This is a genomic window from Streptomyces sp. NPDC088762 (assembly GCF_044750905.1).
Lineage (GTDB): Bacteria > Actinomycetota > Actinomycetes > Streptomycetales > Streptomycetaceae > Streptomyces.
On sequence record NZ_JBIVKT010000023.1, the window covers coordinates 85,566 to 101,694 of the forward strand.

The 16,129-nt window shown below is 71.1% G+C and carries 11 protein-coding genes, 1 pseudogene and 3 CRISPR repeat arrays; of the genes and pseudogenes, 5 read left to right on the plus strand and 7 right to left on the minus strand.

Annotated features, from left to right (window positions below):
• The first annotated feature begins 34 nt into the window (after positions 1-34).
• Positions 35-451, plus strand: coding sequence for a hypothetical protein (locus ACIP5M_RS33980; protein WP_401204348.1), 417 nt, complete (start codon positions 35-37; stop codon positions 449-451).
• Between the two features lie 1,090 nt (positions 452-1,541).
• The gene (locus tag ACIP5M_RS33985) at positions 1,542-2,138 is read left to right on the plus strand and encodes a hypothetical protein (protein ID WP_401204351.1); all 597 of its coding nucleotides are present in this window, start codon (positions 1,542-1,544) and stop codon (positions 2,136-2,138) included.
• A 107-nt stretch (positions 2,139-2,245) separates the two neighbouring features.
• Here the strand turns inward: ACIP5M_RS33985 and ACIP5M_RS33990 are convergent, their stop codons facing one another.
• A complete protein-coding gene (locus ACIP5M_RS33990; RefSeq protein WP_401204354.1) occupies positions 2,246-2,467 on the minus strand; it encodes a hypothetical protein in 222 nt (73 codons plus the stop codon).
• A 124-nt stretch (positions 2,468-2,591) separates the two neighbouring features.
• Here ACIP5M_RS33990 and ACIP5M_RS33995 point away from each other — a divergent pair, with 124 nt between their 5' ends.
• Both ACIP5M_RS33995 and ACIP5M_RS34000 read left to right on the plus strand, forming a co-directional pair.
• On the plus strand, positions 2,592-3,596 hold the full coding sequence (locus ACIP5M_RS33995) for a hypothetical protein (protein WP_401204357.1): 1,005 nt from the start codon (positions 2,592-2,594) through the stop codon (positions 3,594-3,596).
• Between the two features lie 588 nt (positions 3,597-4,184).
• Positions 4,185-4,423, plus strand: a pseudogene (locus ACIP5M_RS34000) (IS5/IS1182 family transposase); the annotation flags it as partial.
• Here ACIP5M_RS34000 and ACIP5M_RS34005 read toward each other — a convergent pair.
• The 6 genes from ACIP5M_RS34005 to ACIP5M_RS34030 form a co-directional block, all read right to left on the minus strand.
• Positions 4,399-5,088, minus strand: a complete 690-nt coding sequence (locus ACIP5M_RS34005; protein ID WP_401204360.1) for an SMI1/KNR4 family protein — start codon at positions 5,086-5,088, stop codon at positions 4,399-4,401. The pseudogene ACIP5M_RS34000 and the gene ACIP5M_RS34005 sit on opposite strands and share 25 nt — an antisense overlap.
• A gap of 381 nt (positions 5,089-5,469) precedes the next feature.
• A CRISPR array of direct repeats spans positions 5,470-6,902; the repeat unit is 29 nt; unit sequence CTGCTCCCCGCGCACGCGGGGATGACCCC.
• Between the two features lies 1 nt (position 6,903).
• Positions 6,904-10,200, minus strand: coding sequence for a DEAD/DEAH box helicase (locus ACIP5M_RS34010; protein ID WP_401204363.1), 3,297 nt, complete (start codon positions 10,198-10,200; stop codon positions 6,904-6,906).
• A gap of 305 nt (positions 10,201-10,505) precedes the next feature.
• A CRISPR array of direct repeats spans positions 10,506-11,650; the repeat unit is 29 nt; unit sequence CTGCTCCCCGCGCACGCGGGGATGAACCC.
• A 115-nt stretch (positions 11,651-11,765) separates the two neighbouring features.
• Positions 11,766-12,230 (minus strand): hypothetical protein, encoded by a 465-nt coding sequence (locus ACIP5M_RS34015; RefSeq protein WP_401204366.1) that lies wholly within the window; start codon positions 12,228-12,230, stop codon positions 11,766-11,768.
• Between the two features lie 3 nt (positions 12,231-12,233).
• Positions 12,234-13,595: a hypothetical protein gene (locus tag ACIP5M_RS34020; RefSeq protein ID WP_401204369.1), complete on the minus strand. Its 1,362-nt coding sequence runs from the start codon at positions 13,593-13,595 to the stop codon at positions 12,234-12,236.
• On the minus strand, positions 13,595-14,038 hold the full coding sequence (locus ACIP5M_RS34025) for a hypothetical protein (RefSeq protein ID WP_401204372.1): 444 nt from the start codon (positions 14,036-14,038) through the stop codon (positions 13,595-13,597). The genes ACIP5M_RS34020 and ACIP5M_RS34025 overlap by 1 nt, the downstream gene beginning before the upstream one ends.
• A 379-nt stretch (positions 14,039-14,417) precedes the next feature.
• A CRISPR array of direct repeats spans positions 14,418-14,865; the repeat unit is 29 nt; unit sequence CTGCTCCCCGCGCACGCGGGGATGACCCC.
• An 18-nt stretch (positions 14,866-14,883) separates the two neighbouring features.
• Positions 14,884-15,597 (minus strand): transferase, encoded by a 714-nt coding sequence (locus ACIP5M_RS34030; RefSeq protein WP_401204375.1) that lies wholly within the window; start codon positions 15,595-15,597, stop codon positions 14,884-14,886.
• Positions 15,598-15,677: 80 nt separating this feature from the next.
• Between ACIP5M_RS34030 and ACIP5M_RS34035 the strand changes: the two genes are divergently transcribed.
• On the plus strand, positions 15,678-16,129 hold a 452-nt coding region (locus tag ACIP5M_RS34035), incomplete at its 3' end, for a glycosyltransferase family 2 protein (RefSeq protein WP_401204378.1).

Genomic DNA, 16,129 nt, shown 5'->3' on the forward strand with positions numbered 1-16,129 from the left:
AGCACGGGCGACCGCTCACGAGGAAGGTTGTTCCATGGCTAACGTCATGTCTCCGATCGTCGCGGAGCGCATCTGGGCCCTGCCGCTGTCGGGGTCGGCCGTCAAGTTCCTCCAGTACCTCGTCTCCCGCAGCGACTTCGGGGGAACGCTGCCGGTCCGGCAGAAGGACATGGCGGCCGAGTACGGGGTCACGCCCCAGGCCGTCAGCGGGCTCATGGCGCCGTTGTGCGACCTGAACATCGTGCTGCGGCCGCGCAGCGAGGAGCGCACCGGCAACTCCTACCGCCTCCACCCCCTCGCGGCGAAGTACGAGACCCCGGAGTCCATGGAGGCGGCGTTCCGCGCGGCCCTCGCCCGGATCCAGGCGGGGGACCTCCCGAACCTGAAGCTGCCGACGTACCACCAGGCGCCGCCGGCCCCGACGGGACGGCCGAAGCTGCAGGTTGCCTGAGACCGGCGGCAAAGCGGGCATAGCAATGCGAAAGGCCCTCCACCGTGGTGGAGGGCCTTTCGTGCCTGAGCAACTTGGTGCGCTCAGTATATTCGCCGCGGCGCTGGTGTGCGCCATGGATTGCTCCACACACGACAGCCGTGTCCGCAGGCCTCATGCGCACTCTCCAGGAGAGGACGTTGCCGCGGTGCCGAACGGGTTGTCGATCATGTATCGCTCAGGGCCGGGGCCGCGCCAGGCCACATCCGTGGCGGTGCTTTCCCTGTTGCACGTGTTCTCCGTCCGTTCGCTCGCCGCCGATGGCCCAATCGACGATGAGCGCGAGGCCGTCCGGCGCCGTAGGTGTGCCGACGAGGAACTCATCGGCAGTCCCAGCAACTGGAACTCGGCATTCGCGGCCTGGAGCTCCGCGGTCGGATGCACACCAACCACTGCCTCCGAGCACTGCGGGAGAGGGTGTCTGACATCAGCCCCAAGGTGCTCACGGACGCCTGTACATCTTTAGGCAACGCGGCCTGGTCACGCAGGAGCGCCTCCCCGGGTTCCGGGTACGCGCGCGTGATGTGCTCACGAAGCCGGCGGCCGGTCCCTGCGCCCGCCTGGCCAAACCGGGTCGCACCCGTGTGGCAGGGCAGGCCCTCGGCCCCGTTCTTTCATTGGCCCCCGAGATAGACCCGGGTGATCCCCGCCTCCCAGGTCCTGGAGGGTGATGCCGATGCTCTGGAGCATGGACCTGCGCTTGTCGCCGATGCACGGCGGGCAGACGCTGCCGGTGCGCGCGTTCGGCACGGTGTCGGGACTGGGCAGACCGAGGTGTGCGAACGACACCGGGGACGGGTGCTCCCTCGGAGGCAGCGGGGTCTCGGATTTCAGCGGCTGGTCCAGGCGCAGGTCGGCTGCGATCGCCTCGGGCCCCGGCGTGCGGCACGGTGAAGGACAGGAGGTAGCTGTCGGCGTCCCAGCCGTCCACTTTCCGAGGCGATAAAACGGACACTGTCTAGTGCGTCAAGACTTCTTGACGGGGCGTCGGTCGTTGTGGGAATGTTGCTTCATCGTCAAGGATCCTTGACGATGAAGCGGAGGCGCGCGCATGGGCTGGACCACCGAGGACGGACTGCACGAGGGGTACGCGGTTGCGGTCCTCGCCGACGGCCGCGAGGCCACCGCCGACGACAACCCGACCTCCGGCAACACCGGCTGGTGGAACTTCGACGGCAAGGACGGCCGCCCGCTCGCCGTCGGCGTCCGCGCGGGCTGCAACTGCTACGACGCCCGCGGCCGGGAGGTCAGGCAGTGGCGCGGCGAGACGGTCCACCCCGTCGACTTCGGCGACACCGAGGGTCGGGAGGCGGGCCGCGGCCCGTTCGCCGAGTGGCAGACGCTGCACGCTCACCCGGCAACGGCGGCAGCCGTCCCCGACGAGGCGGACGCCCTGCTGGACGAGGCCCGCACCCTGCTGGCCCAACTCGCCGACCAGCGCCCGCTCGCCGCCCTCACCGTGGTGGCCCGACTGGAGGCCCTCGCCGAGGGGGCGGGCCGTGCCGCGGCCGGTGCCGCCCAGCGCGGCGGCGAGTCCTGGACCGGGATTGGCAAGGCCCTCGGGGTGAGCAAGCAGGCCGCCCACCAGCGGTTCGCCCGCCACCTCGGCGCACCCGCGGCGAACAGCCCGCAGGAGGCGGGCGCGTGAGCGGCCCGCAGCGGCGGACACGGCGCGCAACGCGGCCGGGGCCCGGCCAAGCGGCCGGGCCCCGGCGGATGGGGGCGCTCCGTCGCCCGGGATCCGGGCGGGACGGACTACAGCAGGTTCAGGTTCGACATGACCGAGACGGCAAAGTAGTAGGTCCCGGCACCCACCGGACCGGCGGTGATGACCGCCAGCCAGAACCCGGCCGCCAGACCGCGGGGCTTGGGCTGCTGGACCCCAAAGAAGACCACGACGGCGATCAGAGCGCCCAGCAGGACGGCGATCACGGTGTAGGGGCCGCTGGCGGCGGCGTTGACGGCGACAGTGAGCACGGGCACTCCCGGGCAGGAGAAGTGACGGGGCGGCAGTAGTTGTCTCACGCTGCCGCTCTTTGTCTCACGAGTATGAGACAAAGACTGAGACTTTCCTAACGTGCAGGTCAGAAAGGAGAATTCGGTGTCCGAGGAGAACCGTCCGGGCCGCAGGATGAAGCCGATCGCCGCCGAAGTGCCTCCCGCAAGGCGCGCGTTCGCGCTGAAGCTCCGTGAACTGGTGGAGCGAAGCCTGCCCGAGGGCACGCCCGCCGGCGCGCTCGCCCCGCTGGTGCCGATGGCCAAGTCGACGCTGTTCCACTACCTCAGCGGCAACCGCCTTCCGGGCTCCGCCGTGCTGGAGTCGCTGCTGGACGTGCTGTGGACCATCAGGACGCATCCCGGGACCCTTCAGCTGCCCTATGACGAGATCGAAGGGGGCATCGAACGGCTGGCCGCTCCTCGGGAGCAGGTCTCTCAGTGGATGAGTTGGCTGGACGTGGTGGAAGCCGAGGAGCCGCAGAGCACCCGGGCGGGTGGGAGGGACCCCCTCCGCGTGGCCCAATCCCGGACCAGCAGGGACCGGGCCCCCGACGTGGCAGTGGCCGTCGCCGACGCGTACCGGACCGAGCGGGAAGACCTGTGGCGTGACACCGCCCAGCCGTACCAGGAGTACCTTCCCGGCTCCGCCGACGGATCGGTGTCGGTCGCCGAGGCCCTACGCGCCGTCCGCGAGGCCCAGCGTGGGGTGCAGCAGGCCACGACCCAACTCGGCCGCGCCCAGGACCGACTCGCCCGCGCCCTGGTCGCCGAGGGACACCTGAGCCCCGAGGCCCTCGACGACGACCTCGTCTCCCTCAAGCAGCGGTTCGACACCTTCCGCGACCGGCACGAGGTGGACGGCGCCCGCCAGCGGATCCAGCTGCTGCTCACCCGAGCGGAACAGCTCACCAGGCAGGAGGACCGCCTCACGGAGGCGACCAGGCGAAGGGCGGCCCGCTCCGCGCAACGCCTGCGCGACCTGTACGCCCGCCTAGACCGGGCGGATGCCGAGCCGGACCCCGACCTGCGGCGTCTGACCCTCCAAGAGATCTACCGGCTCCTGGAGGAACGGGAGAAGCTCGCCTCGCTCCTGGAGACCCTGAAGTGAGCGCCCCGGTCGATCCGGCCCCCCGATCCGCCGGACGCTTGGACCAGGCTGGCCGTCCCGGCACAGCCAGCGCGGGTGAGTCCGGCGCGGACCATCAGACGGCGACCTGCACGAGCTCGGGCTGGTGGAGGTGATCGACGCCGAACTCGTCGACGACGCTCCGGCCGCTGGCATGCTCGCGGCGTACGACCCGGCTGCCGCGTCCTGGCCGCGCTGGAGACGCATGCCGAGGAGCATCTCGGGCGTATCCGGCCGGACAAGACGCGCACCGGCTACGCCCGGGACTGGCAGCTGTGGGAGGAATTCCACGGCTGGCTGGCCGAGCAGCGGGGCGTCCGCCTGCCGCTGAGTGCCGTCACAGTCGGCACCTTCGTGGTGTTTGTGACCTGGCTGGACGAGGTTGTGGAGGCCGCGCCGAACTGCATCGAGCGCCGCATCACTGGGGTGACCTCCGAGGCCCGGCGGCGCAAGTACCCCGTGCCGAAGGAGGCGACCGAGGCCGCCCGCAAGGCCCTCAAGTCCCTCAAGCCCCTCAAGCTCGACAAGGGCCGACAGGCCCGCGGCCGCGGCAAGGCGGCTGCCAGGTGCCGGCCGGCGCGAACGGCAGGTACCGAACGAACGCTGGCCTGGATGAGGTACACGCCCGACGACACGCACGCGACTACGAGCGGCTTGTCCAACACTCCGAAACCCTGACCACGTGGGCCGCCAACACCCTCATGACCAGGCGACTGACGCGCAAAGGCCCCCACACCGACAGCTGGACAAGGAAGCCCGCGGCAACCTCCTCCGGGCCCGCCAGTCAGTCTGGCACCGGGGCCAATGCCAGCTGACGTTCCGCCCTCTCCAGCCACGTCAGATACCAGCGTGTGAAGGTCATCGGTGTGCCGTGGTCATCCAGGAGCGGCTTCAGGTCCTCCTCATCTGCCCTGTTGTCGGACCAGATTCGCCCACCCTCCGGACCACTGATGATCAGCCACTCGCGGGCGGCACACCCCAGCGTTGAGATCACGACCGCGCCGACAGTGCGGTCCGCCGACCACATCACGGGTTCCCAGCGCTCTTCCCATGCCTCAATGGCGTCATCGAAGTCCTCGATGTCCTCGAAGTCGTCCTCTTCGGGCTGCTCGGACAGCAGCAACTGGACAGCTTCAGGATCGGCACCTTCACGCGGAAACGGCTCGGCCAGACGGGACAGGTCAGCCAGATCGGCTCCATCTCCCTCCCAGCGCCAGCGACCCTGAATGAGTCGTACCGGATACACCCCATGCGAGGGCCCGGCGCCTCCGGCGCCCACCCGGAGGAGGAAGTCGCGGTACTCCCCGGGCAGCGATACGCCCATCTGACCTTCGAGGTCGGCCAGCTCTGCCGGGCTCAGAGGGTCTTCAAGGAAAAACTTGTGCCCGATCGCGCCAAAAACACGGTCACCGGCCGGCGCGGCAATGAGGGACTGCACCCGCTCCCGCACCCCCACCCATATCGAGTCATCCATGGGCCGAGCCTAGGCCGCACGGCGAGGTGGGACCGAGCAGGGTGGGCTACGAGAAGCGGCAGCCAGCCTTCAAAACGGCTGCTGTGCCGTCTGAGCAGCGCCGCACGAACTGCCGGCAGGGCTGGGAGAACAGGCTCTCGCGCACAGGGAAGTGGTGGCAGCCGTCACCCGGGCCCGCAGTCCTGTTGGCGAGACAGGTGAAGAACCGGCTGCCGACCTGACCCTCGGCCTGCAGTAGCGGGGTATACCTCCGCCACCGTTGCACGCCTTGCGTTGAGGAGACACGCAGCGGGTCTCGCGGGAGGTATGGGCTGATTGTCGGTTTCAGTGAAAGTGCTCAGAAACAGCCCACAGGCCGTATAGAGTCCCAGGTCACGGAGCCTGCTCCCCGCGCACGCGGGGATGACCCCCTCCCTCATTGTCATCATGTCAACATGTATCGCTGCTCCCCGCGCACGCGGGGATGACCCCCATGCTCGTCGCCCGCGCCATGGGCGAACTGTCTGCTCCCCGCGCACGCGGGGATGACCCCGACGCTGGAGATGCTTGCGCCGTCTCGAACGGCTGCTCCCCGCGCACGCGGGGATGACCCCTTGCCGGTGCAGTTCCCCCACACCCCCGAAGGCTGCTCCCCGCGCACGCGGGGATGACCCCACCGACGGCAAGACCGTCTCCATCACGATCCCCTGCTCCCCGCGCACGCGGGGATGACCCCTGCTCCAGGATGTGCCGCTGGAGCCTCTGACCCTGCTCCCCGCGCACGCGGGGATGACCCCATCAGCACGACATCGACGGGTGGCGCCTTCACCTGCTCCCCGCGCACGCGGGGATGACCCCGGTCAGGTGCTGCACGCTCCCCGCACAGGCAACTGCTCCCCGCGCACGCGGGGATGACCCCTCGGGCGACGAGCCGGGCGGCGCGGTCGGTCGCTGCTCCCCGCGCACGCGGGGATGACCCCTTCACCCGGGCGTCGGAGGCCGCGTCGAGCAGCTGCTCCCCGCGCACGCGGGGATGACCCCCGTGCCGACCGGCTTCTTCGCGCTGGTCTTGTCTGCTCCCCGCGCACGCGGGGATGACCCCCCGGGCCGGGTCAGCGGGGTGCCCGCGCCGCCCTGCTCCCCGCGCACGCGGGGATGACCCCGGCTGCGGCATCACCGCGGCCTTCTTCTTCGGCTGCTCCCCGCGCACGCGGGGATGACCCCACCACTCCGCAGATGATGACCCACGTGCCGTACTGCTCCCCGCGCACGCGGGGATGACCCCCCGGAGCTGGCGGCGGAGGCCGTGCGGAAGGACTGCTCCCCGCGCACGCGGGGATGACCCCCTGGCCCGCCTCCGCGAGAGCGACCCAGACGCCTGCTCCCCGCGCACGCGGGGATGACCCGCCGCGTCCTCGGAGTCCAGCTGCCGGTCCAGTCTGCTCCCCGCGCACGCGGGGATGACCCCGACATGCGCTCAAGCTGTCCCGGCTCGACTCCCTGCTCCCCGCGCACGCGGGGATGACCCCCGGGACGGGGTGCGTCTGAGGCACCTCCCGCCCTGCTCCCCGCGCACGCGGGGATGACCCCAACGTGACCGCGACCGGGATGTTCGGCCGGTCCTGCTCCCCGCGCACGCGGGGATGACCCCAGCATCACGATGGCAGGGACCGAGGCCATGCCCTGCTCCCCCGCGCACGCGGGGATGACCCCGCGGCCGCCCTGGGCGGGATGACCATGATGGACTGCTCCCCGCGCATGCGGGGATGACCCCGCGCTGGTTGACCAGATGGCTGCCGACATCGACTGCTCCCCGCGCACGCGGGGATGACCCGGTCACGGGCCCATCGCCCCGGGGCCCGCAGGCGGGGGTTCTGCCGTGTCATGGTGTGCGCGGGGAGCCCAGGTGTAAGCCGGTAGGGAGTCCGCCAGCGTCGTGAAGAAGCGCTGGTCGCGCCATGCGTCGCGGTTGCCGATGACGAAGAGGCGGCGTTTGGCGCGGCTGACCGCGACGTTCAGGAGGTTGGGGCGGGACGCGGCCCAGGCGCGGGCGCCCGCGCGGCGCGGGTCCGTGCCGAGGATCAGGATGACGACGTCCGCCTCCTTGCCCTGGGTCGTGTGCACCGTACCGACCCGCTCGGCCGGCATCAGGTCCCGGCACGCCCGCTTCGCACCGGCCACCACCTGCCGGAACGGGCTGATCACGAAGACGTCCTTGGCAAGGTCCACGCCCCCTTCGTCGCGCAGCCGCTCCAGGACGCGCCGCAGGGCCCGTCCCTCCTCGGGGATCCAGTGCCCGTCCGCCTGCGCCGACACGACGTTCACCCAGCTGCTGGAGGGCCTGTAGACGTACGGCTCGCGGACGCCCGCGGCGATCCCCTGGACCATCAGTCCGTCGTAGGCGATGGCGTTGCTGACGGAGAACATCGGGTCGTCGCACCGCCGGTGCACCCGCAGCGGCGCTCCGACCCACACCTCGTGGCGGCCGTCGGGCAGTTCGGCGGGCAGCAGGGTCCCGTAGCGGTTGGCGCGGTCGGCGAGCTGCTGCACCGACGTGCGGCCCGGCGCCCATTCCTCCGCGGTGGCGAAGTCCTCGCGCAGAGCCCGCTGTGCGGTCCACGGCAGGACCACGACCGGTTCCAGTTGCAGGGGGTCGCCGACCACGACCGTACGGCGGGCCCGCCAGATGCCGCCGACCGCCATCTGCGGGGTCGCCTGCCCGGCCTCGTCGACGAACAGCCACCCCAGCGCCTCGGGCCCGAGCCGTCCGAAGACCCGGTCGAGCGAGGCGAAGGTGGTGGACACGACCGGGACCACGAGGAACAGGCTCTGCCACGCCGCCCGCACGTGCGCCTCCGGAACGGTCCCCGGCACCGCTCCGGCGACGGCGTCCATGGCGGCCATCAGGTTGGCGTACATCGTGCGGGCCGTGCAGCGGAGGAAGGCCTGGTGGAGGTCGAGGGCCGCCAAGAACACCTCGGTACGGGCTTTGGTGATCTCCGGGTCGGACCAGGGGGCGGCCAGCTCACGTGCCTGGTCGTCCGTCAGCCAGGCGTCCTGCGGTACGAACTCCTCCCAGCGGGCGCGGGCCGCCGCGACTGACTGCTCGCTGCGCTCTGCGGCGGCCAGGGCTCGCTCCAGCGCCTCCCGGCTCCTGCGCAGGCGATCGGCGGCCGCGCCCACCGTCCCCCGTACGCCGTCCCGCCCCGCCTGCGCGGTGTCGCGCGCCCGACGGGCTTCGGTGACCAGGCCGGCCGCCTCCGCCTCCTCCGCGTGCCAGGCGCGCGCCGCGCGGCCCAGGGTGAAGAGGCTGACCGTGAAGCCGGGGCGCCGGGCCAGGTGTGCCTGGTGTCCGTGTTCGGCCTGCTCGAGGGCCCGCTGGGCGGCCTCCAGCGCGGCCTCGGCCGGCGCCAGGGTCTCCTGTACGCGTTCCAGCTCCGCCGCGTCCCGCTGCGCGCGGTCCCGGCCGCTGCGCAGGGCCTCGTACGCGTGCGGCAGCGCGGTGTAGGCCTCGGCCGCCGGCGTCCGCTCGGCGCGCAGCCGTTCGACCGCGGCAAGTGCGGCCTCGAACCGTTGCCTTGCCTCCCGCCACACGCCGCTCTGCGGGGTGTCGCGCCACTGCCGCAGCAGGTGTGCCAGGCCGCTGCCGCTGTCGATCCAGGCGTCGCGGGTGCGGTGGCCGCGGCCGTCCGACTGGGGTGGGACGCGCGGCGGCGGGGGAGTGGCGGCGCCCGCGTCGGTGCGGCGGTACTTGCCGTGCCAGAAGCGGTTGATGAACTCCAGGCGGTTCTTCTTGCTGCCCAGGCGTGCGGCGACCGCGCCCCACGCGGGCTCGCCCTTGAGGAGACAGGTCGCCTGCTCGGCGAAGTAGTCGGCGTCCTCCCGCCACTGCTTGCCCAGCGCGGCGCGGGCGGGGATCTCGGTGGAGATGTTCTCCACCGCACCGTTGTTGGCGGAGGCGACCACCATCTCGAAGCCGGTGAACTCCGGGCGCAGCGGGGTGACCGTACGGGTGTAGTCGCCGCTCTTCCAGACGTACGGGGCCTGCTCGGCGAAGGCCTGGGACGGCAGGCGCAGTGCGGCGAGGCGGCGGGCCCGCTCGACGACGGCCGCGGCGAAGCAGTCGCGCAGCATGGTGGTCTTGCCGGTGCCGGGCGGGCCGTTGACGGCGAAGATTCCGGCGGCGGGTGCCAGCTCGGTGTGGACGGCGTTGACGGCGAACTGCTGGCTCAGGGCGAGCGGGTGCCCGGCGTCGGCCGGCCATCGGCCCAGGGGGGTACGGGCCGGCGCGACTCCGGCGAGGGCGAAGGAGGGATGCACGCGGACGTCGATCCGGCGGCCCTTGTCGAAGGCGGCGTCGGGGGTGAGGTAGGCGGCGAGCGCCGGTCCGGGATCCTGCCGGCCGAGGGCGTGGGCGACCCGGTCGAGGTCGGCGGCGATGAAGCTGTTGAGGAAGTCCTGCTGGTCGGCTTCGCCGGAGTGGTCCAGCCGTACGGCGATGCTGCGCACGCGCACGTCGGCGGGGTTCAGCGCGCCGGAGACGCCCCAGGCTCCGGCCAGCTCGCCGGTGAACTCCAGCAGGTGCTTGGCGCTGACGACGCCGGTCCCGATGGGTATGTCGTCCCCGTCCTCCCCTCCCTCGGTGCCGTCGCCCGACGGGATCTCCCTCTTGCCGGGGTCGAAGCGTTCACCGAGCGCACCGGCCCGTACGCCCCAGGCCTCGGCCTCCTCCTCGAACCCGTCGAGCCAGCCGCGGCTGCCGGGGCCGGGAGACAGGGCGCGGCCGGTGGCCCACGCGCAGGAGGAGAAGACGGGCGAGTCGAGCAACACCCGCCCTTCGTCGGTGACGGTGAGGGCGAACAGCGCGGTCTCGCCGTCCATCCGGCCGTCGTGGTCCTCCTCGCTCTCCCCGAAGACGCGGAGCAGGGTGTCGCGCACGGCGCTGAGGGCGTACGTCCCGCCATAGACGACGTGCTGCCACCCGTACCCGGGCTCCAGGGGGACCGACCGCAGCGGATGGCCGGCCTCCCAGGGCATCGGCTGGTCGAGCGCGGCGGCGTAGACCCGCTCCCGGGCGGACAGGGGCGGCACCTTCTGCGGACTGAACAATTCGACCGCCCGCCAGTACCCCACGATCCCACTCCGCCGCCGGCGCTCATCCCCCGTCACGCCCACGTGCACTCCCTCTGTTCGATGATCGCTACGAGGCACTTTATGGCGGTTGGATGGGGTGGGGCAGGCCGTTGAGATGTCCGGGCGGCGGGAGATCGGCTGCTGCATTGCCGCTTGAGGTCGTGCCCCGCGGTGTGACGGTTGGGAGACTGGAACGATGCGGCTGGGGCATTGTGTTGCGAGCGGGAGGTATGGCGGGATTGTCGGATTCGGTGAAAGTGCTCGCAAACGCCTCTTGGGCCGCCTAGAGTCCCAGGTCACGGAGCCTGCTCCCCGCGCACGCGGGGATGAACCCCCGTAGAAGTGGGCGTTCCCGTCGAGGGCGCCCTGCTCCCCGCGCACGCGGGGATGAACCCGGACCCGGATGAGCCGCAACGAGAACGCCCACCTGCTCCCCGCGCACGCGGGGATGAACCCAAGGGCAGTCAGTACCGGTGCATCAAAGACCACTGCTCCCCGCGCACTCGGGGATAAACCCTGAGGGTGCGTGCCGAGATGGCCCTGCAACAGCTGCTCCCCGCGCACGCGGGGATGAACCCGAGCACGCGGGCATTGCTTTCGGCAAGGCTGACTGCTCCCCGCGCACGCGGGGATGAACCCAGCTTCTATCAGGTACTGCCTGGTGACGCTGCCTGCTCCCCGCGCACGCGGGGATGAACCCATCGCCACCCTCATCACCTACACCTCGGTGGCCTGCTCCCCGCGCACGCGGGGATGAACCCAGCCACTGCCTTGTCCTCCCGCAGATGCGTTCGCTGCTCCCCGCGCACGCGGGGATGAACCCGGATACGAGGACACGTGGCTGGACTTCACCGACTGCTCCCCGCGCACGCGGGGATGCACCCAGGGGAACGTGTGCGGGATGCTGTGTTCCCCCCTGCTCCCCTGCTCCCCTGCTCCCCGCGCACGCGGGGATGAACCCCCGCCCTGCGGGAGATGACCGGACGGGACCGCCTGCTCCCCGCGCACGCGGGGATGAACCCGTCCCCCCGCAGTCCGGGGCGAACGGCTCACACTGCTCCCCGCGCACGCGGGGATGAACCCAAGGCGGATGTGTATGCCGCTACCCTCACCTCCTGCTCCACGCGCACGCGGGGATGAACCCGCCGGGACGCCGTACCCGTAGGGGCCGTTCGGCTGCTCCCCGCGCACGCGGGGATGAACCCAGGGTCCGCTCGCCCAAGGAACGCCAGGGACGCTGCTCCCCGCGCACGCGGGGATGAACCCCGGTGGGCGTACCAGGCGCATCACCTCTTCCTTCTGCTCCCCGTGCACGCGGGGATGAACCCACGTAGATGATCGTCCCCGCCTCGCAGCCCGACTGCTCCCCGCGCGCTGGGGATGGACCCAAGAACGTGTCGGTCAACGCCCTGACCGCAGACCTACTCCCCGCGCACGCGGGGATGGACTCTGAGTAGGGGTGGCGCAACCTGAGACCCGCGACGTGAAGACGGAACGGCCCGCGCGCTCCTACACGGTGATTGCGAGCGTTCGCCGGGTGCAGCGAGTGCGGCGGCCCCGGCTTCCTACTTCTCCACGAGTGGTTCCAGGACCACGGAACCGGGCAGCGCCGCGGCCATGTCGTAGGCGTAGACCCCGGGCCGTACCCAGATGAACCAGTTGCCGGCGGCGACGATGGTCTGTGCGTACGGGCCGCTGCGCCGTGACGCGATGGAGTCGCCGACCTCGTCACGGCTGTACCGGGCCGTGCTCAGTACCGAGATCTCGTTCACGACGGTGGTTCCGCGGTGCTGCACCTCGCAGGTGGCGTCCGAGCCGAACTTGTTCTCGTTCCGCACGGTCACCTTGCAGTCGAAGCCGCCCTTGGCCATGGCGGTGATCACGTCGTCGACCGTCCCGTATTCGGGGCCGGTCGGCACCTGGCTCGGCATCGGCGTCAACGGCGCGGGACCCCCGCCGCCGACGAAACCGCAGCCGCTAAGGGTCAGGAGCAGTGCCGGCAGTAGCGGGGCGTACTTCCGTGTGCGCATGGGTCAGTTGCTCCTCGGCGGCCTGGGCGTCGGCCCCGGGCTCGGGGCGGGGGTGCCGGGTTCTGCGGGGCCGGTTCCCGTTCCGGTGTGCGGGCCGCCGCCCTCGTGGTAGATCGGGTCGACGGAGACGTGGTGCCCGGCGGGGGTCTGCGACTCGAGCTGTCGTACGGCGGTGGCCCGCTGCTCGTCCGTGAGGGCATACCAGGCCATCGCGTCGTCCAGGTGCGGTTCCACCTTGTCCCAGTTCTCGCCCCGGGTCCTGATGTCGTTGGCCCGGCTGCCCGACTCGTCACCGTACTGCTCGTTCAGCTCCCGCACGCCCGGTGTGTCCGCTGCGTACAGGGTGAAGAGCTGCTTGTCGGTGCTCGCGCCGTAGGGGTTCTCCTGAAGGCGTTTGAGGTGGTAGGCGCTCATGCGAATGTTCTCGTCGGGATTCTCCTCGATGTACTTGGTGAGTTCCGCGTCACTGAGACTGCCGAGGAACGTCCCGTCGGCAAGCGTGAACGCCCTCGGGTAGTCCTCCATTACCTGCCGCGCGGTGTCCGGCTTCATGTGGGTGATGCCGAGGGACTTGTCGGGTTTGAGGGACTGCTGCAACGTCCAGTTGAAGATCCGTCCCGCCTGGGCTAGCGGGCCGTTCAGGCCGGGGTTGAAGTTCTGGTACCACTGCTGCTCCTGCCACAGGATCGCCAGCAGCAGCTTGCGGCTGATGCCCGTCTCGGCCGCGGCCCGGTTCAGTGCCGCGAACTGGGCAGGGGAGACGTTGATGGGGTGCAGGCCGTCGGTACCGCCCGCCAGAGCCAGGGCGACGGCGAGCGGGGAACCCGGGACCAAGGCCTCCTTGGCCAGCTTCGGATCGGAGATGGCGGTGAGGCCCTCGACCGTGCGGAGCGCGCGTGCCGCCTCCACATCGGCCTGCGTCGCTTTGCGCAGGGCGTCGGTGACGATCCCCTGGGCGTGGTTGACCGGTTCGAGGTGCTCGGTACTGCCCTGCGGCACCATCACCGGGTGGGACAGCTGGACCCGGCCGCTGTCGTCGACCTTCAGGTCACGGGTGCGGGCGTAGTCCAGGGCGCTGTTCAGGTCCCGCTGGGCCGCCTCGATCGCCGCGGCCAGGTCGTCGTAGACCTTGGCCATCGCGCGCAGGGCCAGCGCGGAGGTCTCGTAGTCGTCGGCGTGCTTCACGAACCGTTCCGTGGCGGCGCGGCCGGCCTCGCCGACCCAGCACCGGCTGACCGTACGGGCCACGTCCTCGCGGGCGTAGGAGGCCAGGCCGTCGCACTGCTTGGCCACGGCCACCGCGTCGTCGGCGGCGGCGCGCCACTTCTGCGGGTCGGCCTGCTTCAGCTCGGGTACGGAAACCATCAGGCGTCCTCCAGCACGCCGCCGGCCGCGCGCAGGCCGTCGGCTATCGCCTGGTCCTCGGTGGTGATGGCGTTCGTGCCGGTGGTCAGGGCGTCGGCCGCGTCGTCGACCAGGTCCGCGAGCTCCCGCAGCCTGCGCTGCCAGGCGCCCACGCAGTCGTTGCTGGCCGCTCCGGCCACCCACCCGGCGTGGCTGCGGCCCACGGCCTCGGCGTCGTCGAGCGTGGACTTGCCCCGGGCCTCGGCGTTCGCGGTACGGATGCCGGATGCCTTGGAGTGCACGGGGCCGTTGACGAGGCCGAGGTCGGGATTCCCCGGGGAAGGTGCGGGGGACGCGGAGGGACTCGGCTGCGGAGTCGGAGCGGGTAACGGCCCGGCGGAAGCGAGACGCATGGCTGCCTCGCCCTTCGCCTGCGTCCATTCTGCTTCGAATTCGAACGTCATTTCCTCAGGCTCGCACACCCTCGATTACCCATGCGAGAAGCTTTTCTGACGGCGTATCGAGGCTGCTTCACTACGGTCGCTACGTTGGAGGGCCAGTCCTGATGGTGTGGGCGCCCCGGTGACGACGTAGGCACGCCTCCTCTCAGGTGCCTTACGGCGAGCTGCCCAGGGACTCCTGGTGATGGGACATGGTCGGGCGTTCACAGATCGGCGGGCATCCACGCCATGACAGCGAGGGCGGAGTACGGCTGCTGTCGTACCTGATCCGGGTGTCGATGCGCTTCGGTTCTCGCCTCGGCGCCATATATGCAATTTGTCGGACTTGGTGAAAGTGCTTGGAACGCGGCCACGGTCCATCTAAAGTCGCTGGTCGCAGAGCCTGCTCCCCGCGCACGCGGGGATGACCCCGCGGCGATCGCGCTCCTCGCGGCCGCGTCGGACTGCTCCCCGCGCACGCGGGGATGACCCCGTTCCCAAGCAGCACTGGCCCGGGTTGGCGGACTGCTCCCCGCGCACGCGGGGATGACCCCGGCATCGGGGACGACGTCGAAGGCGAGGACCACTGCTCCCCGCGCACGCGGGGATGACCCCGCTCTGTTGAAGCTGGAGGAGGCCAAGCAGAACTGCTCCCGCACACGCGGGGATGACCCCTCAAGCTGAATCGAGGCGACGGGGTTGTGTGCCTGCTCCCCGCGCACGCGGGGATGACCCCAAGAAGGTTCGTGACCTAGGTGAGTTCTTCACCTGCTCCCCGCGCACGCGGGGATTCCCACCGACCCTTGCCCACATGGTGTGGTGCTGCTCCCCGCGCACGCGGGGACAGCGGTGGACGCTTCCGCGTCGGCTCACCCGCCAGCGGCCCCCCGCCTCACCCGGCTGCGGTAGCGCACCCTCGTCTCCGCCGTGTGCGGGGCCGTTGCGACGGAGTCGGCCGGGAGGGTGCGGGCGGCCAGGGTGACGCCGCTGTTGAGCCGGGTGTGGCGGCCGATTGCGACGCCCGGGCCGAGGCTGATGGTGTTGCCGGTCTGCGTGTCGTCGCCGATGACGGCGCCGAATCGGGTGGTGCCGCAGCGGTAGAGGCCGGTTTCGGTGCGGAGGATGACCTCTCGGTCCGGGGTGCGCATGTCGCGGCACATGGCGATCGCGGCCACCGTGACCCCGGCGGAGAGGTGGGCCCTGGCGCCGACGATCGTACGGTTGACGCCGATGCGGTGGCCCAGGACGGCGTCCTCGCCGATGAAGGCCGCCGTCACCTCGCAGTTGAACCCCACCGAGGCGCCGGCGCACACCACGCTGCCCTTGCGGACGGTGGAGAACTCGAAGACCTTCGCGCCCGCGCCGATGATGACGTCGTCCCCGACGACCGCCTGCGGGTGGACGAACGCGGTCGGGTGGATGCGGCCGGCGTCGCCGAGGGCGGCCAGAGCCTGCCGGTGGAGTTCGGGCCAGCAGGCGAGGAAGTCGGCGAGGTCGTAGGTGTCCAGGCTTCCGTACGGAGTCCCGGGGAGGGAGCCGCGGGCCGGGGCGGAGACGTAGTCGCCGAGGAGGAGCGGTGTCATGGCTGCGGGGCCTTTCGCGTGGCTGGGCACGGCTCGGGCAGCGGTACGCTCGCCGTTTCGCCTGGTGCCGGAAGGACGTGATGGGTGTGACCCGACCGCGGGTGGGCGTGGCCGTGCTGACGATGGGCGACCGGATGCCCGAGCTGCGGGCCCTGCTGGATTCGGTCGCCAAGCAGGATGAGTCGGCTGTACGGATCGTCGTGGTCGGTAACGGCTGTGCGCTGCCCGGCCTGCCGGACGGGGTGGTCGCGGTGGAGCTGGCGGAGAACCTGGGGGTGTCCGGGGGCCGGAACGTCGCCTGGCGGCGGTTGCGGGAGTTCGGGGACGTCGACGTGCTGGTGGACCTGGACGACGACGGGCTGCTCGTCGATGCCGATGTCGTGCGACGCATCGCTGACCTTTACGTGTCCCAGGCCCGTCTCGGCGTCGTCAGCTTTCGGATCGCCGACGAGACGGGCCAGACCCAGCGCCGCCACATCCCCCGCCTGCGCGCGAAGGACCCGATGCGGCGCGGCCTGGTCACGACGTTCCT